A 16,995-nucleotide genomic window follows, 5' to 3' on the forward strand; every position below is an offset into this window, starting at 1 on the left:
AGCCACCAGGTTTGCCTCTTTTTTTTATTTGCATGTTACTCATTAACTGCAAACACTTGTGCCAAACTCGGTAACGCAGGAAACGCGCCCTTAACACTGCACGTCATTGCACCGCATTTTATCGCAAACTTAACCGCTTGCTGCACCGACAGCTGATCAGATAACACGTCAATCAAGGTGTGATACTCTTGAGCATTTTCATGCTCAAAACATTGGCCAAGCTGCCATAAAAAACCAGCAACAAAACTGTCACCGGCAGCGGTTGTATCAACAGGCTTAATTTGCGGAACCGCCACTTCAAAAGAAAATGTCTTGCTAAAACAGTGTACCGGCTCAGCACCATTAGTGATCAACACCAATGCGACACCTTGTGCTAAACAAAACTGCAAATACTCTTCAACAGCAACACCACGATCACTGGCCAAAAACTCAGCTTCATCACGGCTCATTTTAAGTACGTGTGTATAAGGCAAACATTGCTCAACACGGCGTGATAACAGGCTTACATCATCCCATAAAGATAAGCGTAAATTAACATCAAAACTAATCAGTTTTTGCTGAGCATAAGCTTGTTGTAGGCCATATAAACTGCTGTTAAAAATATCCGTTTCAGTGAAGGTATTTGAGCATAAATGGAATATATCCACGGCAGACCAATTTATTGCATCAAAGTTAGCCGAGCTAAAAAGCATATCTGCCGTATCTTTACGATTAAAACTAAATGAACGTTCGCCACAAGCATCTAAACTTACCAGTACAGTGGCAGTGGGTGCATTGGGAATTAACCCCAAATGGCTAACATCGACACCTTGTTCTGCCAGCTCTCGCGTTAACATGACGCCATATTCATCAGCACTGATGCCACCAGCAAAGTAGCTTCGACTGCCTAATTTGGCATAGCCCACTGCCACATTTGCCGGCGCACCACCGGCAATCGGTTGATGGGTTAAACCAAGATTATCTACAGGAAGTAAATCAACCAATACTTCACCAAAACTCAATAATGTCGTCATATTTTTTTCCAAAAAAAAGCCCACTTTCATGGGCTTGTCAACGGGGAGCGTCTTAACTATTGTGCAGACTAAGTCAGCACTTAAAACTCATATTTAACTGTCGCTGTGGTAGTGCGGCCATTAATGGTTCGTGCTCTGATAATGTTGTTATCAGGAATAGACCCCTCTTCAGCTTCAGTAATACCAACGGTGTCAAACAAGTTGTTTACGTTTAATGCTAACGATAATGCGTCAGTTAACTGGTATGACGCAAATGCATTAACCTGAGTGTAACCGTCAAATTCTAAGTCGTTATTATCCTGTGCGTAGGTGTCGGTAGTACCAATTAAATTGACACCAACAGAGCCTTTATCAAAGTTATAACGACCCATTAGCGAGTAAATAAAATCAGCCTGACGACGAGGTGTGTTACCAATGACATCTGGGTTAAGCGCATCTTTAACAATCTCGGCATCTGTCCAGGTCACGTTACCGCGAAAATCAAAGTCACCTACATAGTAAGCCCCTTCTAACTCAATCCCTTTTGCCTCATATTTACGGTCAAAAAAGTTTTGGCTAGTGGCTTCAAAGTTTTGCTCTTCAGTTTCTGAGTAAAACCCTGTTGCAAACAATGACAAGCTGTCATAGCGATATTTAACACCCATCTCATACTGATCCACTTCGTCGACAGAATCTTCATCTGCCACCGAGCCATCGGCACGCACTTTACCAAATAGTAAGCGGTCAGCATTGGCACGACCACCATGACTGATGCGAGCAAATGCTGCTAAATCGTCAGAAATTTGGTAGTTTGCACCTAATGAATATGAGGCATAACCCCAGTCGTAATTCACTAGTTGTGGGTTAGCATTATCAATCGACGACACGCTCAATTCTGGCTGTGAAATGGTACCGTCACGGTTCATATCAACTTGAGATTGCACATTACCGGCATAATAACCACTGGCATCACCTGAGTCATAACGCACGCTACCGTCTAATGATAAATCGCCAAACTTAGTCGACGCCGCAATGTACGGTGCTTTAATGGTGTAGTCTGAATCGTAATTACGTTGGCAGCAATTACCCCAATATGGCACGCCGTAAGCGTATAAACCGTTATCAGAATACGACGTACCGTCTGCAGCAACCACATCAAGAAGCGCAGCATTATCGCCCTTCACTTCCATTAAGTATGAGTTCCACATCCACGTCATATTGATGTTTTGAGTGGCGGTATAAAAACCAAATGTCACGTTTGAGTCGTCAAACGTTTTGGTTAACTTCATGTCATTTACAATCGAACCAAAGTCGTTCATGGTCACGTCAAAGCTATGAATTCGCATCGCTAAGTCGCTTTGAAAAACCTCACCAGCATTGGCGCCGTTGGCATAAAGTAATTGTGAACCTGCCCCCCCAATACTGTCTGCTATGCTTGAGCTACTGCCCACCTCAGCAGGGATCAACGACATAAAGTTGCCGCTCACATCAGACACTCGGAAACGGTTTTCAACTAACCAATCTTCACCTAAATCAAATGACGCCTCTAAACCCACAGAGTTAACAACAGGGTTCATGCCGTCGCGCATGTCACCGCGGCTGATATTGCCGTCGGCATCTAAGCGCAATGTTGATAACAAATTGGCAGAATGGACAGTGTCAGATTTTGCATCAAAACCCGCAATTGAGCTGCCGTCTGAGTACATAGGCATAGGTAAATAACCAATGCTCTTATCGTTTAAATGCTTGAAGTACAAACGCACATAGCCACTGTCAAACTCTTTTGTAATATTAGCTTTAACCTGGCCACCTTTGTTGGCTGTGTAGCCTGCTTCGCGAGGGCCATCACCGGTTCTAACAAACCCACCAATATGGAAACGCATTGAATCGTTAATGCTTGCGCCATATTCAAAATCGGTACGCAGCGTGTCGTAATCGACACCCACAGTAGATGACACACTGCCCGCATCGCTAGTACCGGTTTTGCTGATGACGTTGATAATACCGCCAGGCGCGTTACTGGCCGCGGTTGATGCTGAACCACCACGTATTGATTCGATAGTTTGCGTTGTCGAATCAATACGTAAAAAGATGTCTGCGTTACCAAAGGCGATATCGCCAAACTGTAAAATGGGTAAACCATCTTCTTGAATTTGTAAAAACTTAGCACCACCTGAAGCCACAGGTAAACCACGCACTGCGATGTTTGCATTGCCTTCACCACCCGTTGACTCGACTTTCATCCCCGGAATAATTCGAAATGCTTCAGCAGATGAGCGTGGCGAGCTGACCGCCAAATCGTCTGGAGATAAGCTACTGACAGACACACTCGAGTCCATTACGCGAGTACCGCGTGCAACCCCAGTGACGGTAATACGTTCAAGGCCAATAGCATCTTTTTGCGTGTCGGTTGTTTCTGTGTCAGCGGCCCATAGGCTTGAGCTAACCATCATTGCAAGCGTACTAAGTACAAACTTTTTCGATGTGCTGTTTATCATTTTTATGTCCCCACATAAAGAGTATTGATGCTGCTGAACATCCCCATTACAGCATCGTTATTATTTTTCATCTCAATCGAGTTAAGCTCATCAACGCCAAAATTGTGAAATGTGTTTTGAATTAAATTATTCACTTTATTGAGGCCAATCAGTTGTGTTGCACACAGACTTAAATCCCATGTTTAAGCCCAACATCAACGTGAGGTTTCACTTAAGCTAACGCGTAAATAAAAACCCAACTTAATCGATTAAGTTACAAGTTAGCAACTAATTAAATAATTGCAAGTACAATTTATGTTCAAAGTTAAGCAAAATTTAACAAAAATGACTTAAGTAAATGTTTATTAAATTAAATATAATTTTAACAATGTGGTTAATTATTCAACATTGGCTGTGAGCAGGTGCCCTGATGGATCGCGTAGCAGGTTATAAACCGCCATAAAACATAATAAAAAGGCAAAACCTGTCGCCAGGTAAAAACCATATTTAACATGGCCAAACATATCACCTACAAACCCCATCAATAGCGGTCCTAACGCCGCCGATAACGCAGTAAAAAACAAAATAACGCCAGCAACAGACCCGTGCTGTTCAACAGGGAAGCAACTTATGCCCTTAGAGTTTAGCGTTGGGTATATCATCGACATAAATAAGCCCGACAATGGCAATAAGATGACTGCGGCAGATATGCCATACAACATTGCACCTAGGTAACACAGACTAATCGCCAAGCTGAACCAAAACATCACTTGCTGCCAACTAAACCGATTCAGTATCCAGCCGCCCAAAAAGCGCCCAATTGCACGTAAGGTAAAAAAGATGGTGAGTGCATAAGTGGCAACCAAGACTAAATTCCCCTCGTAATTTAGCAGGAGTGTCGGCATCCATACATAAATGGCCACTTCAGTTGCAACATACAGTCCTATGGCTAACGAATACCCTAATGCATAGGGGTTTTTCATCATCCTAAAGGTGCTGGCTAAGTTAATTTCTTGGGTCGATGTTCGCTTAATCTGTGGGTATGGCGCTCGATATGCTAACCAGCACAATACTAAGCAAAAGACCCCAGCACCAAAGTAAAGGTACTTCCACGACACGCCAGTAACAAGCAAGTAACTCACAATGGCAGGGCCAACCATTGCCCCCACACCAAAGAAGCCTTCAACGGTATTCATGGTACTTGAGTGCTGTTTTGAACTCGTCGAAATATCGCCAATCAGCCCCAGCGCCCCTGTTTTAAATACACCAATAGCAATCCCCACTAAGGCGAGTAAAAACAGGAAGTAGTAAAACGACTCACCCAATGCAAACATAAAGCTCGCAGCGGCAAACAATAACAATCCGATTAAGATTGTGGTTTTACGACCTAGCTTATCGGCTAAAAAACCTAAAAATAGTCCACTCAATGCAATAAATAACATTGGCATGTAATGAAAAGCGCTTGCTTGTGACATTGATAAATCAAACGTTGTAATTAATTCTGGGATAATCACCCCAACTGCATCAGAGGTCATTGCAAACATAAAAAACATCAAATATGTCAGCATTCTAATCCGTGCATTACCGCTATTTTCATTTGTATTCAAATGACTAACCATACCATCCACCTTCTTTTTATATGCTTTTCTTTGTGGTTTATGAGTCGATTTTTACGCTCACATTCGTCTTCTCCCACAGAAAACGAACTCAATTTTTAAACAAAGCCCTTGAATAATGTTTCATCTTGGTTAAATATACAACTTAATCGATTAAGTTTTTTTAGAAATCTATTTTAAGAGTCGCCAAAATGAAAAATAATGTTCAGCTGATTACATACGTAGATCGTATAGCTCACTCAGATTTAAAAGGACTCAAACAGGTTCTAGACACAGAACTGCATGATCTTTTTGGTGGCGTACATCTATTGCCTTTTTACTACCCTATAGATGGTAGCGATGCCGGATTTGACCCAATCGATCACGGCAAAGTGGATGAACGCTTAGGTGATTGGAACGACGTAAAACAAATTGGCCAGCAATACGACATTATGGCTGACTTAATCGTTAACCATATGTCTGCCGAATCGACAGAGTTTCAAGATGTGCTTGCCAAGGGTAAACAATCTCCATATTGGGATCTGTTTTTAACCAAAGAAAGCGTATTCCCAAATGGGCTAAGTGCAGAAGATCAGGCCAAAATCTATCGCCCTCGCCCAGGTAGCTGCTTTACCACTTACACATTAGCCGACGGAACTGAAGTCGAGTTTTGGACGACTTTCACGTCAAATCAAATCGACATTAATGTTCACACCGCAGCCGGACAAGCTCATCTAAATAACGTACTGAATCGCTTTCACGAAAGTAAAGTCGACCTCATCAGACTTGACGCTGCGGGCTATGCAATAAAAAAACCGGGCACTAGCTGCTTTATGATTGATGAATCTTTTGCCTTTGTAGATGAATTAGCAAAAAAAGCCAACAGCCTCGGCATGACCACATTGGCAGAAATTCACTCGCACTACATGACACAAATCGACATCGCTAAGCGGGTTGATATGGTGTATGACTTTGCACTGCCGCCATTAATTTTACACAGTTTGTTTAGCAAAGATGCGAGCGCCTTAACTCACTGGTTATCAATTGCTCCTCGCAACTGCGTTACCGTGCTAGATACTCACGATGGCATTGGTATTATCGATGCAGGGCCTGTTGGCAATAAAGCTGGTTTATTAACGCCAGCCGAAATTGACAACCTTGTTAATCAAATTCACCGCAACAGTAAAGGTGAAAGCTTACAGGCAACTGGCGCTGCAGCAAGCAACGTAGACCTTTACCAAGTAAATTGTACTTATTACGATGCCCTTGCTCAAAATGATGTAGATTACTTAATTGCACGCAGTATTCAGTTTTTTGCTCCAGGCATACCGCAGGTGTATTACACAGGTTTACTGGCCGAAACCAACGCAATGGAATTACTCAACAAGACTCAAGTAGGACGCGATATTAACCGCCCTTATTTGCATGTGAGTGATATTCAAACATCTATGCAAAAACCTGTGGTCAAAGCATTATGCGAACTGATTAAGCTTCGCAATACTCAACAGGCATTTAATGGTGAGTTTAGTATGAGCTATGACAACCAGCAGTTACATCTAACCTGGAAAAATGGCGATGACACTGCAAATTTAATCGTTGATTTTGCAATTAAAGATGCTCAAATAAGTGTCACCAATAAACAGCAATCTCAACGTATCGTACTTACTGAGTTACTTGCCAAACACAAGCTGTAACCATACGGGTTAATAACAATAAGGCGCCGATAATATGCGCCTTATTGTTGCTTGAAATTCAGCTGAAATACCGCATTAACACTTTCTAACAACTGCCACCTCGCGACAACTCATAACCTAGCACTTCAGCATGATGGGCATCTGCAATAAACATCTCTGCTGCTTTACGGCCTTTTTGTTCAGAATGTTGGTATACCGTCGTCAAAGTCGGCAGCATTCGTGCAGCCTCATCAATACCATCAAAGCCGACAACTCGAATATCCTCAGGGATCCTTAATCCTTGTTGAAGGGCTTCGCGCATCAAACTCAGTGCAATGAGGTCACTCATGCACAAAAATACATTAGGACGAGGCACGCTATTTAACGCCTCTTTAGCTGCAATACTGGCAAGGTTTGAGTTACTTTCAGGGATGTTCCAAATACGATCATCACCTAACGTGACCCCCGTATCACTGATGGCATCTAAGTACCCTTGCAGGCGTTGATGCGCAACAGATGTGTCGATTTCCATCGAGTGAATATCATACACACGACAGGTTAAATGGGTGTCTAGCAAGCGTAACCCAAGAATGGCAACATGGTCATTTGGCGACTTAATTGCCAGTTTTGCAACCTCATAGGCACCGGCTTTATTATCAATACTCACAGACGCGCTTCGGTGAATATTAAAGTCGACAGTAACCACTTTTTTACGAATTTTTTTAAACTGTTCGGCCAGTAAACGATTTCGTGGGCGACCATAGCATATAAAACCATCAACAAAATCATTGATGCTATTCACACTCTCAGCACTGCCTGAAAACAACAATAAATTGAGTTTATGCTGCTCAAAAACGGCCGCGACGCCTTTCATAAATCGACTTGCAACAGGATCTGACACCATATATTCAATACTGTCTGACAGCACCAATGCTACCGTATCAAATTTACCGCGTCTTAAAGACTGTGCAGCTTTGTTTGGGCCAAAATAACCGAGTACGTTACACGCTTCTAAAATTTCTTTACGGCGCTTTTCCGACAGCTGGTCTGGGCGATTAAACGCATTAGACACAGTTGCATTCGATACGCCTAATTCTTTAGCGATACTTTTTAAGGTCCAATGTTTAGAGTCTGACATGTGGGTCCGTTTAATGCGTTACCGCGCTCTGTGAGCAGTAGATAACATGAATATACCGATGCCCGACATTGAAAACAATCTAGGCAAAGTCACAAAGGGGATAAAACGTGCCCAAATAAAACGCAGGGCACGAAATAGGCAAATATTAACGATTAATCTTGTAGATTATATTGCTTCGCGTAATCAACTAAACTGGCCAGCGACATATTTTGCTGTTCTGTTGGTTTGGTTAAACGTTTAGCAAACCAATAACGGGGTTTCCAGTACACATTATTTAAACTAGAAATTTTCACGCCTTTTTTGGTAGATGCATGTAAAAACTTATCCTGGCCCATGTAAATCCCTACATGACGGGTTGTTCTACCGGTTTTAAAAAACACCAAATCACCGATATCAAGCTGATGCCTTGGAACATCTTTACCTAAAGTGCGCTGTGCATTAACCGAGCGTGGTAATTTTTCACCCACAATATCAAGGTAAGCTAAGTAAACAAAACCCGAGCAATCAATGCCATTACGGCTCAAACCACCTAAGCGATACGGTGTGCCTTTCCATTGATCATGAAAACTGAGTAAGTTTGACTCACTCCACTTAGGCGGCTCTGGCTTAAGCATAGGTGGCACCACCACAGGTTTAGGTGCAACCACCACAGGCGGATTAGACGCACACGCAGACAACAACACCACTAAACAAGCAAATAATATTCTTTTAGCCAATTCGACCCACTCCAAGACCCGAAAAAAATCACCGAAATATAAAGACCTTTAGATAAATACACAATCAAAATACGTCATAAGCCACTGAGTAATGCGATAAAGCTTAATTTAGCGGGTGATCAGTTGCATGCATTGCACAATGGCGCGTTTTGCTGCGGTTTTATCTGCTTTAATTTGACAGCGTAACATAGTCCCTTGCCAATTTGACCAAAAAATGTTCGATAACACGCTCGCGCTCAATTCTGTTTTAATAAATCCTTGCTGCTGCCCTTGCTCAATAAGCGCATTAAACTGACTCAACCACTGGTCAAAAAGGCGATTCAGTGTCTGGTGCAAAATCACCATCTGCGGATTCACTTCAACCATCAAGTTGCCCATTAAGCAGCCACGGGGCTGATTGTCGCTAAATAAAAAGTCAATCAGTTGATGGTAGCCACTCAATACCGCTGTAACGTTAGTTTTAAAGTTTGCCTGAGGCTCCATGGCAATCGGCGCGATACGTTGGTCAAAATAGTATTGTGCGACTTCGGCGGCAAACGCTTCTTTACTGGCAAAATAATGATAAAACGAGCCTTTAGGAATGCCCACTTCATCCAATATCAGTTTAATCCCCACGGCGCTGTATCCGTGTAAAGCAAATAGCTTTTCACCGACGGCGCAAATCGACTGTTTACTGCTGGTATTTTTGTTCATAAGCTCTCCCTGTTGGCCGTTACGATAACCAAAAATAGACCAGTCGTCTATTTGTTTCCAGTTTATTGCTAACATTGGAGCTCGCTGCAAGTATAAGTGCGATAAAGGCTGCAAAACTGGTGAGGCCAGCGCAAAAGGAAATGAACTTAAGGACAAGCTAAGTAAACAGCAGTTAGATAAAAAGTCAGCCCATTAGTAACAACTAGACATTCACAACAGGCCATTCACAACAAGTGACAAACTGAGCCGCGGGAAGAATATTAGCTGGTGTTTTGCTTAATAGACTCATCGAGCCGTTGTTGGGTGTCTGCACGCTGTTGACGACGTTCATCATCGATATGCTGATTAACCAATTGCTCACATTGTTTTTGTTGGTCATATTGGCGTAAAGGATCGGCGGCTCTATCTGTTTGAGCCTGGCATAACACGCTACTGCATCCGCTTAACAACACACTCACTGACACAACTAAAACGGGAAAATACCTCGATGATACCGCCAAATCATCGCGGCTTATGTCGTTATCATGCATACCAGACTCCCCAATAAATGTGACCCATAAAAAAACCAGCCCGAAGGCTGGTTAATAATAAGCTAATCAATCACGATTACCCAATAATGCGTAACTCATCGACAACCTTTTTAACGTCGTCGGTATTTTTAGCAATGGTTAGGGCTAAATCACGCTCAGCGTCACTTGATACCGTACCTTCTAGGGTCACGACGCCATTTTCAACATCAACATCAATTTCGGTACCCGAGATATCAGTTGAAAATAATAAGCGGGTTTTCACCACTGTCGCCACTTTTGAGTCGGTTAACGTATCGGCGAATGTTTCGCTGTCATGATCTTTCTCATGATGCTGCGTCATCACAGTTAATTCGTTATTAACCTCGTTAACGCCGTCAACACTTTTGACTAATTCTGCAGCCAGCGCTTTATCAACACTGCTGTTTACTTTACCGGTTAAGGTGACGTTACCGTCTGTTACGTCGGTATTAATATCAAAAGAGTTAAGGTTAGTGTTTAACAATAACGTGGTTTCAGCTTTACCATCAATCCATGCATCTTTTGCATCATCCTGCCAATCTTGAGCTGCGTTTGCACTGAATGCCATTGAACCAAGAACGATGCTTGTTAATACTGATAATGTGGTCTTTTTCATAAAAATACTCTCCATTGTTAGTGTTAATGCTGTTTTACATAGTTAGGTAATGCGCCAATCATGCCAACTTTTATAACTACCTGTTTTAAATTAGCTTATTAAAATACCCACTTAAAACCCATTGGTGATTACAGCTTAACGTCGGACTTTTTTACCGGCCTAATGTAAATTTTTCACTGTGATTAGCCCTGCTTATTAAGCGATAAGTTTTTCATGCTGTCGCAACTGATTTGCAACGATGCGATACCCTCGGCTAGTTGGCGGGTCACAAGCTGGCTAGATGCACGCTTAGCGGCAAGTTTGAGCCTGCTTAGCACGTATTGCTCAGCGGTAATCAGCACCTTAATGGCTTTAGCAACTCGCTTTTGCCCTATGGCTTTTTCTGCTTCGGCATAATAGGGGCTCAGCGACGGTCTTAATGTCTCAATACGCTCAATTGTTTGCGGATATCGCGGTTCAACCTGTTTAAACAGTGCTGCTAACCGGCTTAAAATCGTTTTTCTAACCTCTGCCATATGACTAAAAATACGTTTGATATTATAGTCGTCAGCCCCTTTTGTAGCCTGGCTATAAAATTGTTGTCCTGCCTGGCATAAATCAATCGCTTCATTTAATAACCATAAGTCGCTGCCATCGTGAGTGACTTCATGTGATCGCTTTATATTCAAGGCTCTATCTCCTTATCATCAACTAACAGAATTTGTTAGCCTGCTTGATGACTTGCTAATGAATGTAATATTGAGTCATTATGGTGGCTTGCATAATTCATACACATTGACAAAATTTAATTAAACTGTTGATTTTAAATTGTTATGCTAATCGTTCATTCTCGGGACAAACGCCGAACAGGAAAAAATTACCGCCTTTGATTGTCAAACTTACACCATTGACTGACATTGAGTATTAATAGACAGGGAGTAATATCGGCATGGGTCGTCCAGTACTGTTTTACCATTTGCGCCAACCGCAAACACAATCTCAGCTCTTACAGGTGCCTGGGTGCCAACATTTCAATAAAATCGCCAGTAGCGTCGATCAACCTTGGCTGGCTCAACTTGAAGACAACGCCGTCGATGTGGCCATTATCGAACTCGCCAATCTAAGCCAACAAGATTATGTTGATATTGCCAACAGTGAGCTGATGGCAGATATCGAATTTATCTTTTTAAGCGAAGGCAAACCCAACCCTAATCTCGATAAGCTGATGGCCACAGGCGCGGGTTATCATTTTCGCCAGCCTTACGATATGACGCTGATTGACGACACCCTACAAGATTTTGCCCAAGACTTAGTGGTCAACTCAGGCAAAAGAAATCAGCCATTTTCAAGCGAGCTAGATCAATATGGTTTATTGGTGGGGTCATCGCGCGCCATGCACAAGCTATACAGAACCGTCCGTAAAGTGGCAGTAACAGACAGCAACGTATTAATTATTGGTGAGAGCGGCGCCGGTAAAGAGTTGGTCGCAAATACAATTCACTTAGCCAGCGACAGAGTAAACGAGCCTTTTATTGCCATCAACTGCGGCGCATTAAGCCCAGAATTAGTCGACAGCGAGTTGTTTGGTCATGTTAAAGGGGCATTTACAGGGGCACACCGAGAGCACGCTGGCGTGTTTGAACAAGCTGAAGGTGGAACTCTGTTTTTAGACGAAGTAACCGAAATGCCACTTGAGCATCAAGTTAAATTATTAAGGGTGCTCGAAAATAACGAGTATCGACAAGTCGGTAGCCCACAGGTAAAAAAAGCCAATGTGCGTATTGTGGCGGCCACCAACCGCGATCCTGCGATGGCGATTGAAAATGGTCATTTTCGTGAAGATTTATACTTTCGTTTAGCCCACTTCCCAATCCGCGTACCGCCATTACGTGACAGAGGCAATGACATTAGCGGCTTAGCTCAGCACTTTTTGGCATATCGTAACTCGGCAGAAAAGCTCAGCAAAACCTTTAGCGACGATGCCTTGGCGCTTATTCAACAACAAAAGTGGCCAGGCAATGTGCGAGAGTTAAAACATGCTATCGAACGCGCTTATATTCTCGCCGACAATGTGATTGATGTAAGCCATATCAATATTAGCTCGCTAGAACCATCGAGCGACCAAACAGAAGACGATGTACAAATCCCCACCGGCATGCGCTTAGATGAACTTGAAAAAGTCGCCATTTATCAGGCTCTGGAACAATCCGACGGCAATAAAAATGACACAGCCAAGCAGCTCGGCATTAGTGTCAAAACCTTGTACAACAAATTGAGTAAATACGAAGATCAAACCAGCTCAGAAGATTAAGAAGCTCATCATCCCAGCAGTGCTTCTGCGTTGGAACCCACTAACCAAAGCATCCCGGCAATGCTTTTGAGCCGGGACACACCAATATCTTCATCCCAGCAGTGCTTTGAGCCGGGACGCACCAATATCGTCTTCCCGGCAATGCTTTTGAGCCGGGATCCAGGTGTTTGTTGTTTTGTACCTATGGCCTGCGGCCACTAACGTCGCGGCGCTTCGCCCCACAACAAAGAATGTATCTGTAACGTTTACTGTAATGGTTTCATCATGGCATTCACTCACTGACACGCAGCAAGTACATCCATGTAGCTCGGCCGACCCGTCCATGGGTCGGACGGTCAGCTCGCAAATATCCATGATGACCCTATAGATATTGACTTAATCTGCAGATTTTAAAGAATGGAGTTGAATCAAGATGATGAATAAGTGACCGAAAGCACTATGGTTACATAATGAGATTGAATCTGAGATATTGATGAAAGCAAAGTTAGAAATAACCATGCCTTCAATTTAGTTGGGTCAGGGTCAACTTTAATAAAGCAGAATCACCACATAAATCATTTAAAAATATTTACAGCAAATTCAATACCTTAAATGTTCCACCAAAAGCTTTTAATCTGTGCTTTTAGCTTACCTTCAGACAACAAAGAGGCTAAATCGAAGAGAGATAATGACAGGTGCAGATGAGTCAGCGAGTGTCCAAAACATGGATGTTTTGGTTAAGCCCACATGGATGTGCTTGTGGCGTCTCGCTTAATCATCTGCACGCAGCCTGCGGCAGGCAATTAATACCGATGAATCATTGGTATAGATTAAGCTGAATCAATACTAATTAGGCCAGACTATTCGAGCCTGTAAAAAAGATTACCTCTGTGGAATCATCACACAAATCATTTAAAAACATTTACTGCAAATTCAATACCTTAAATATTCCACCAAAAGCTTTTAATCTGTGCTTTTAGCTTACCTTCAGACAACAAAGAGGCTAAATCGAAGAGAGATAATGACAGGTGCAGATGAGTCAGCGAGTGTCCAAAACATGGATGTTTTGGTTAAGCCCACATGGATGTGCTTGTGGCGTCTCGCTTAATCATCTGCACGCAGCCTGCGGCAGGCAATTAATACCGATGATTCATTGGTATAGATTAAGCTGAATCAATACTAATTAGGCCAGACTATTTGAGCCTGTAAAAAAGATTACCTCTGTGGAATCATCACACAAATCATTTAAAAACATTTACATCAAATTCAATACCTTAAATGTTCCACCAAAAGCTTTTAATCTGTGCTTTTAGCTTACCTTCAGACAACAAAGAGGCTAAATCGAAGAGAGATAATGACAGGTGCAGATGAGTCAGCGAGTGTCCAAAACATGGATGTTTTGGTTAAGCCCACATGGATGTGCTTGTGGCGTCTCGCTTAATCATCTGCACGCAGCCTGCGGCAGGCAATTAATACCGATGAATCATTGGTATAGATTAAGCTGAATCAATACTAATTAGGCCAGACTATTCGAGCCTGTAAAAAAGATTACCTCTGTGGAATCATCACAGACAACGACTTGGGTTTCACCTCAATACGCATATCGTCAGCCTCAAACAACTCGCCATCAATCACATACTGGCACTGCTTATCCGTTGTTAAATAGACTTTTTTGGCCTGCTGATGATGAATCGCACTGTTTGCAGCGTTTTGATCTCGGCCGCCTGTTAAGCCTGCAATCAATAACTCGGTCATGCTCAGTAATGGCGGTGAAGATGAGTCACTTGCGTCAATCCAGGTGATATCAAGTAAGCCATCATTAATAATCGGCTCACCATTACCCTGGGCTAACACACTGGTAAATGGCGCGGCATTGGCAATCACTAAACTGGTGGTATCGACCTTGTGGGTTTCACCATCATCTAATTGCATGCAAATCGATAACGATTGATTTTCATCGATGGCTTCCCATAAGCCGGTTAAATACGCTAACTGACCCATGTCATTTTTGGTGTCACGATCGGCTTTTTGGATCATTTTATGCTCAAACCCCAACCCCACCAGCAGCAACATAATGGTGTCGTTACACATTGCGGTATCAATACGTTGATGGTGGCCTTGAATTAAAATATCTAACGCCTGCGACACAGGGATTAACTTACTCGTCGCACCAAATAAGGTATGACTTAACGCATTAGTTGTGCCCATGGGGATAATGCCTAAATAAATATCGCTGCCAACCAACACCGAGGCAACCTCGTTAACCGTGCCGTCGCCGCCGCAGGCAATCATGACATCGGCGCCTTGCGCTTTAGCTTGCTCGGCCAACTGCACCGCAGACTTATCTTTGGCGGTATATAACACTTTAAGCTGAAAATACCGCGATAAGGTTTGTTTAATATGATCGGCTTCATCACTCCATTTACCGCCACCCGATACCGGATTCACAATTAACCAGGCTTGCTTATGGATAGTAATTTGCTGTTGTTGATACATGGTTTCAACGCCCGTTAACTGCCATTTATTTAACCTGGCAGTTTGACGAATATCATTAATGCTTTTAAGCACATCGCTAAACTGGCGCTGTTTATCGCGGCACACTAAATAAGCGGCCAACATAAGCACCGAGCGACCTCGACCTAAGGCACAATGCACTACCACATTATTACCTTTGCGCACCTGATTATGTAGCCAGTTTACCGCCTGATTAACTTGCGCCACCGTGGGTACGCTATGGTCTAATACTGGAATATTTAAATACTCGATATTCTCATCGACTAAGGTCCATTCAAGTGCATCAAACTCAGCGGTAACATCTAAAATAGCCCCGATTTTTTCACGCTTAAGTTGTTCAACGTCATTTGGAAACAAGCGACACGCTAAATACAATTGTTTATCGATTTGTTGAATAGCAGGCACTTTATCGTGCTTTCTTGCCCACGCGTTATACGCTTGACAGCCCATTAAAAACGGCACAAAACTCCAGCTAATATACCAAGGGATACTGCCATCCTGACTTTTACGAAAAACCCCTGCGCTATTAAACCAGTAAGCTGAGCTTACTAAACCTAATGACAATGCCACCCAGCCAAACGCCACTTGTAGCACGACATTGGGTATGGCTATGCACAAACACAACGCGATAAAAGCCCCAAGGGTGTAATAATATTTAATGTGGATTTGGATCGGCATAATTGGTCCTCCTGAAGTAAAATAACCAAAGCGGCACTCATGCCAAGTGCATGAGTGCCGTAATATCATTAACAGTCAGGGTCTTCTGCTTTCATGCCTTCTTTAACATCTTCACAGGCATCCTCAACAGCATTACCCGCATCTTGGATCATCTCATCGACCTTCTCACCTGCATTTTCGGCTTTGTTATCTGAACATGCAGACAAGCCTGCTGTAAGTAGAACCATTAAACTTGCCATTGTGATTAATTTTAATAATTTCATAATTCATCTCCTGATCATGGTAAAAAGCTCATTACGGTTAACATGCCAATTAGCGTGACATACGCTTAATGAATCAATGTGCCGTGATTATTTTTTTAGATTAATTTATCGAGGTGACTTACCACGCAATGCATTCGACACCAGTGAAATCAGCAACAACACAATAAAGATAAAGAAAATAATTTTAGCGATCCCCGCTGCTGCCCCTGCAATACCGGTAAATCCAAATAAACCTGCAATAACGGCTATCACTAAAAACATTAATGTCCAGCCCAACATAAAAACCTCCTTGGTTTACGGTTTGTCTTCAATGTACTGAATATAAATAGACGGTATCCGTACATGCTTTGTTTGGGTGTGTCTGTGTTTTGTGTACTTGTCATCAAATGTAATTAACCTGAGTTCGGGATAATAAACGCCTTTCAAACAGTCCTTTGCCCTGTTAACTGCGTCAATTAGCCTTGTTAGCAGAACAAATGACAAGCTTGAAAGTGATAAAAGGTAACATGTTGATTTTAAATATCATAAGTTCATCCCTTATCCCAAACTCAGGTTATATTAACTAAAGCCAGCATCGTGCCAACTTTAAAAAATTACTTTAATCTATTGATATTAATCAAATAAAAACTTTTTTAGTTAAAACCAAAACCATAAAGCCAATGCGACATAAGAAATTTTTACCGACTATTCGGTAAGAGTTTCAGGCGCAAAGCCTAAGGTAAAAAAAAGGCTGCCAACAATGACAACCCTTTTAATGATTAACCTCAACTCTGGATAAGAGATGTATTGATAACGATATAAATCAATAGATTGACTAAAATCA

At 42.4% G+C, this 16,995-nt stretch carries 15 protein-coding genes; 2 read left to right on the plus strand and 13 right to left on the minus strand.

Annotated features, from left to right (window positions below):
* Positions 1–35 precede the first annotated feature (35 nt).
* The 3 genes from L2703_RS01660 to L2703_RS01670 all read right to left on the minus strand — a co-directional run bounded on the left by L2703_RS01660 (position 36) and on the right by L2703_RS01670 (position 5,088).
* Positions 36–1,013, minus strand: coding sequence for a carbohydrate kinase family protein (locus L2703_RS01660; protein WP_248969408.1), 978 nt, complete (start codon positions 1,011–1,013; stop codon positions 36–38).
* Positions 1,014–1,093: 80 nt separating this feature from the next.
* Positions 1,094–3,490: a TonB-dependent receptor domain-containing protein gene (locus tag L2703_RS01665; RefSeq protein WP_248969409.1), complete on the minus strand. Its 2,397-nt coding sequence runs from the start codon at positions 3,488–3,490 to the stop codon at positions 1,094–1,096.
* A 377-nt stretch (positions 3,491–3,867) separates the two neighbouring features.
* Positions 3,868–5,088: an MFS transporter gene (locus tag L2703_RS01670; protein WP_248969410.1), complete on the minus strand. Its 1,221-nt coding sequence runs from the start codon at positions 5,086–5,088 to the stop codon at positions 3,868–3,870.
* Positions 5,089–5,276: 188 nt separating this feature from the next.
* On the opposite strand from L2703_RS01670, the gene gtfA reads away from it, so the two are divergent.
* Positions 5,277–6,758: a sucrose phosphorylase gene (gene gtfA / locus L2703_RS01675; RefSeq protein ID WP_248969411.1), complete on the plus strand. Its 1,482-nt coding sequence runs from the start codon at positions 5,277–5,279 to the stop codon at positions 6,756–6,758.
* A gap of 85 nt (positions 6,759–6,843) precedes the next feature.
* Here the strand turns inward: gtfA and L2703_RS01680 are convergent, their stop codons facing one another.
* The 6 genes from L2703_RS01680 to L2703_RS01705 form a co-directional block, all read right to left on the minus strand.
* On the minus strand, positions 6,844–7,875 hold the full coding sequence (locus L2703_RS01680) for a LacI family DNA-binding transcriptional regulator (protein WP_248969412.1): 1,032 nt from the start codon (positions 7,873–7,875) through the stop codon (positions 6,844–6,846).
* Positions 7,876–8,027: 152 nt separating this feature from the next.
* Positions 8,028–8,591 (minus strand): NlpC/P60 family protein, encoded by a 564-nt coding sequence (locus L2703_RS01685; RefSeq protein WP_248969413.1) that lies wholly within the window; start codon positions 8,589–8,591, stop codon positions 8,028–8,030.
* A 108-nt stretch (positions 8,592–8,699) separates the two neighbouring features.
* Complete coding sequence (locus tag L2703_RS01690) at positions 8,700–9,359, minus strand: TetR/AcrR family transcriptional regulator (protein ID WP_248969414.1); 660 nt, start codon at positions 9,357–9,359, stop codon at positions 8,700–8,702.
* Between the two features lie 185 nt (positions 9,360–9,544).
* Complete coding sequence (locus tag L2703_RS01695) at positions 9,545–9,814, minus strand: hypothetical protein (RefSeq protein ID WP_248969415.1); 270 nt, start codon at positions 9,812–9,814, stop codon at positions 9,545–9,547.
* 76 nt (positions 9,815–9,890) lie between these two features.
* Entirely contained in the window at positions 9,891–10,448 is a 558-nt protein-coding gene (locus L2703_RS01700; protein WP_248969416.1) for a BON domain-containing protein, read from the minus strand.
* 182 nt (positions 10,449–10,630) lie between these two features.
* Entirely contained in the window at positions 10,631–11,116 is a 486-nt protein-coding gene (locus tag L2703_RS01705) for a hypothetical protein (RefSeq protein ID WP_248969417.1), read from the minus strand.
* A 260-nt stretch (positions 11,117–11,376) separates the two neighbouring features.
* Here L2703_RS01705 and L2703_RS01710 point away from each other — a divergent pair, with 260 nt between their 5' ends.
* Positions 11,377–12,738 (plus strand): sigma-54 interaction domain-containing protein, encoded by a 1,362-nt coding sequence (locus tag L2703_RS01710; RefSeq protein ID WP_248969418.1) that lies wholly within the window; start codon positions 11,377–11,379, stop codon positions 12,736–12,738.
* 90 nt (positions 12,739–12,828) lie between these two features.
* On the opposite strand, the gene L2703_RS01715 is transcribed toward L2703_RS01710, so the two are convergent.
* From L2703_RS01715 to L2703_RS01730, 4 genes are all read right to left on the minus strand, one after another.
* On the minus strand, positions 12,829–13,023 hold the full coding sequence (locus tag L2703_RS01715; RefSeq protein ID WP_248969419.1) for a hypothetical protein: 195 nt from the start codon (positions 13,021–13,023) through the stop codon (positions 12,829–12,831).
* A 1,242-nt stretch (positions 13,024–14,265) separates the two neighbouring features.
* On the minus strand, positions 14,266–15,909 hold the full coding sequence (locus L2703_RS01720; RefSeq protein WP_248969420.1) for a diacylglycerol kinase family protein: 1,644 nt from the start codon (positions 15,907–15,909) through the stop codon (positions 14,266–14,268).
* A gap of 68 nt (positions 15,910–15,977) precedes the next feature.
* Entirely contained in the window at positions 15,978–16,172 is a 195-nt protein-coding gene (locus L2703_RS01725) for a hypothetical protein (protein WP_160056186.1), read from the minus strand.
* A 105-nt stretch (positions 16,173–16,277) separates the two neighbouring features.
* The gene (locus tag L2703_RS01730) at positions 16,278–16,451 is read right to left on the minus strand and encodes a DUF1328 family protein (protein ID WP_238107456.1); all 174 of its coding nucleotides are present in this window, start codon (positions 16,449–16,451) and stop codon (positions 16,278–16,280) included.
* Positions 16,452–16,995 lie beyond the last annotated feature (544 nt).

Origin of the sequence: Shewanella basaltis, assembly GCF_023283885.1 — a bacterium.
GTDB lineage: Bacteria > Pseudomonadota > Gammaproteobacteria > Enterobacterales > Shewanellaceae > Shewanella > Shewanella basaltis.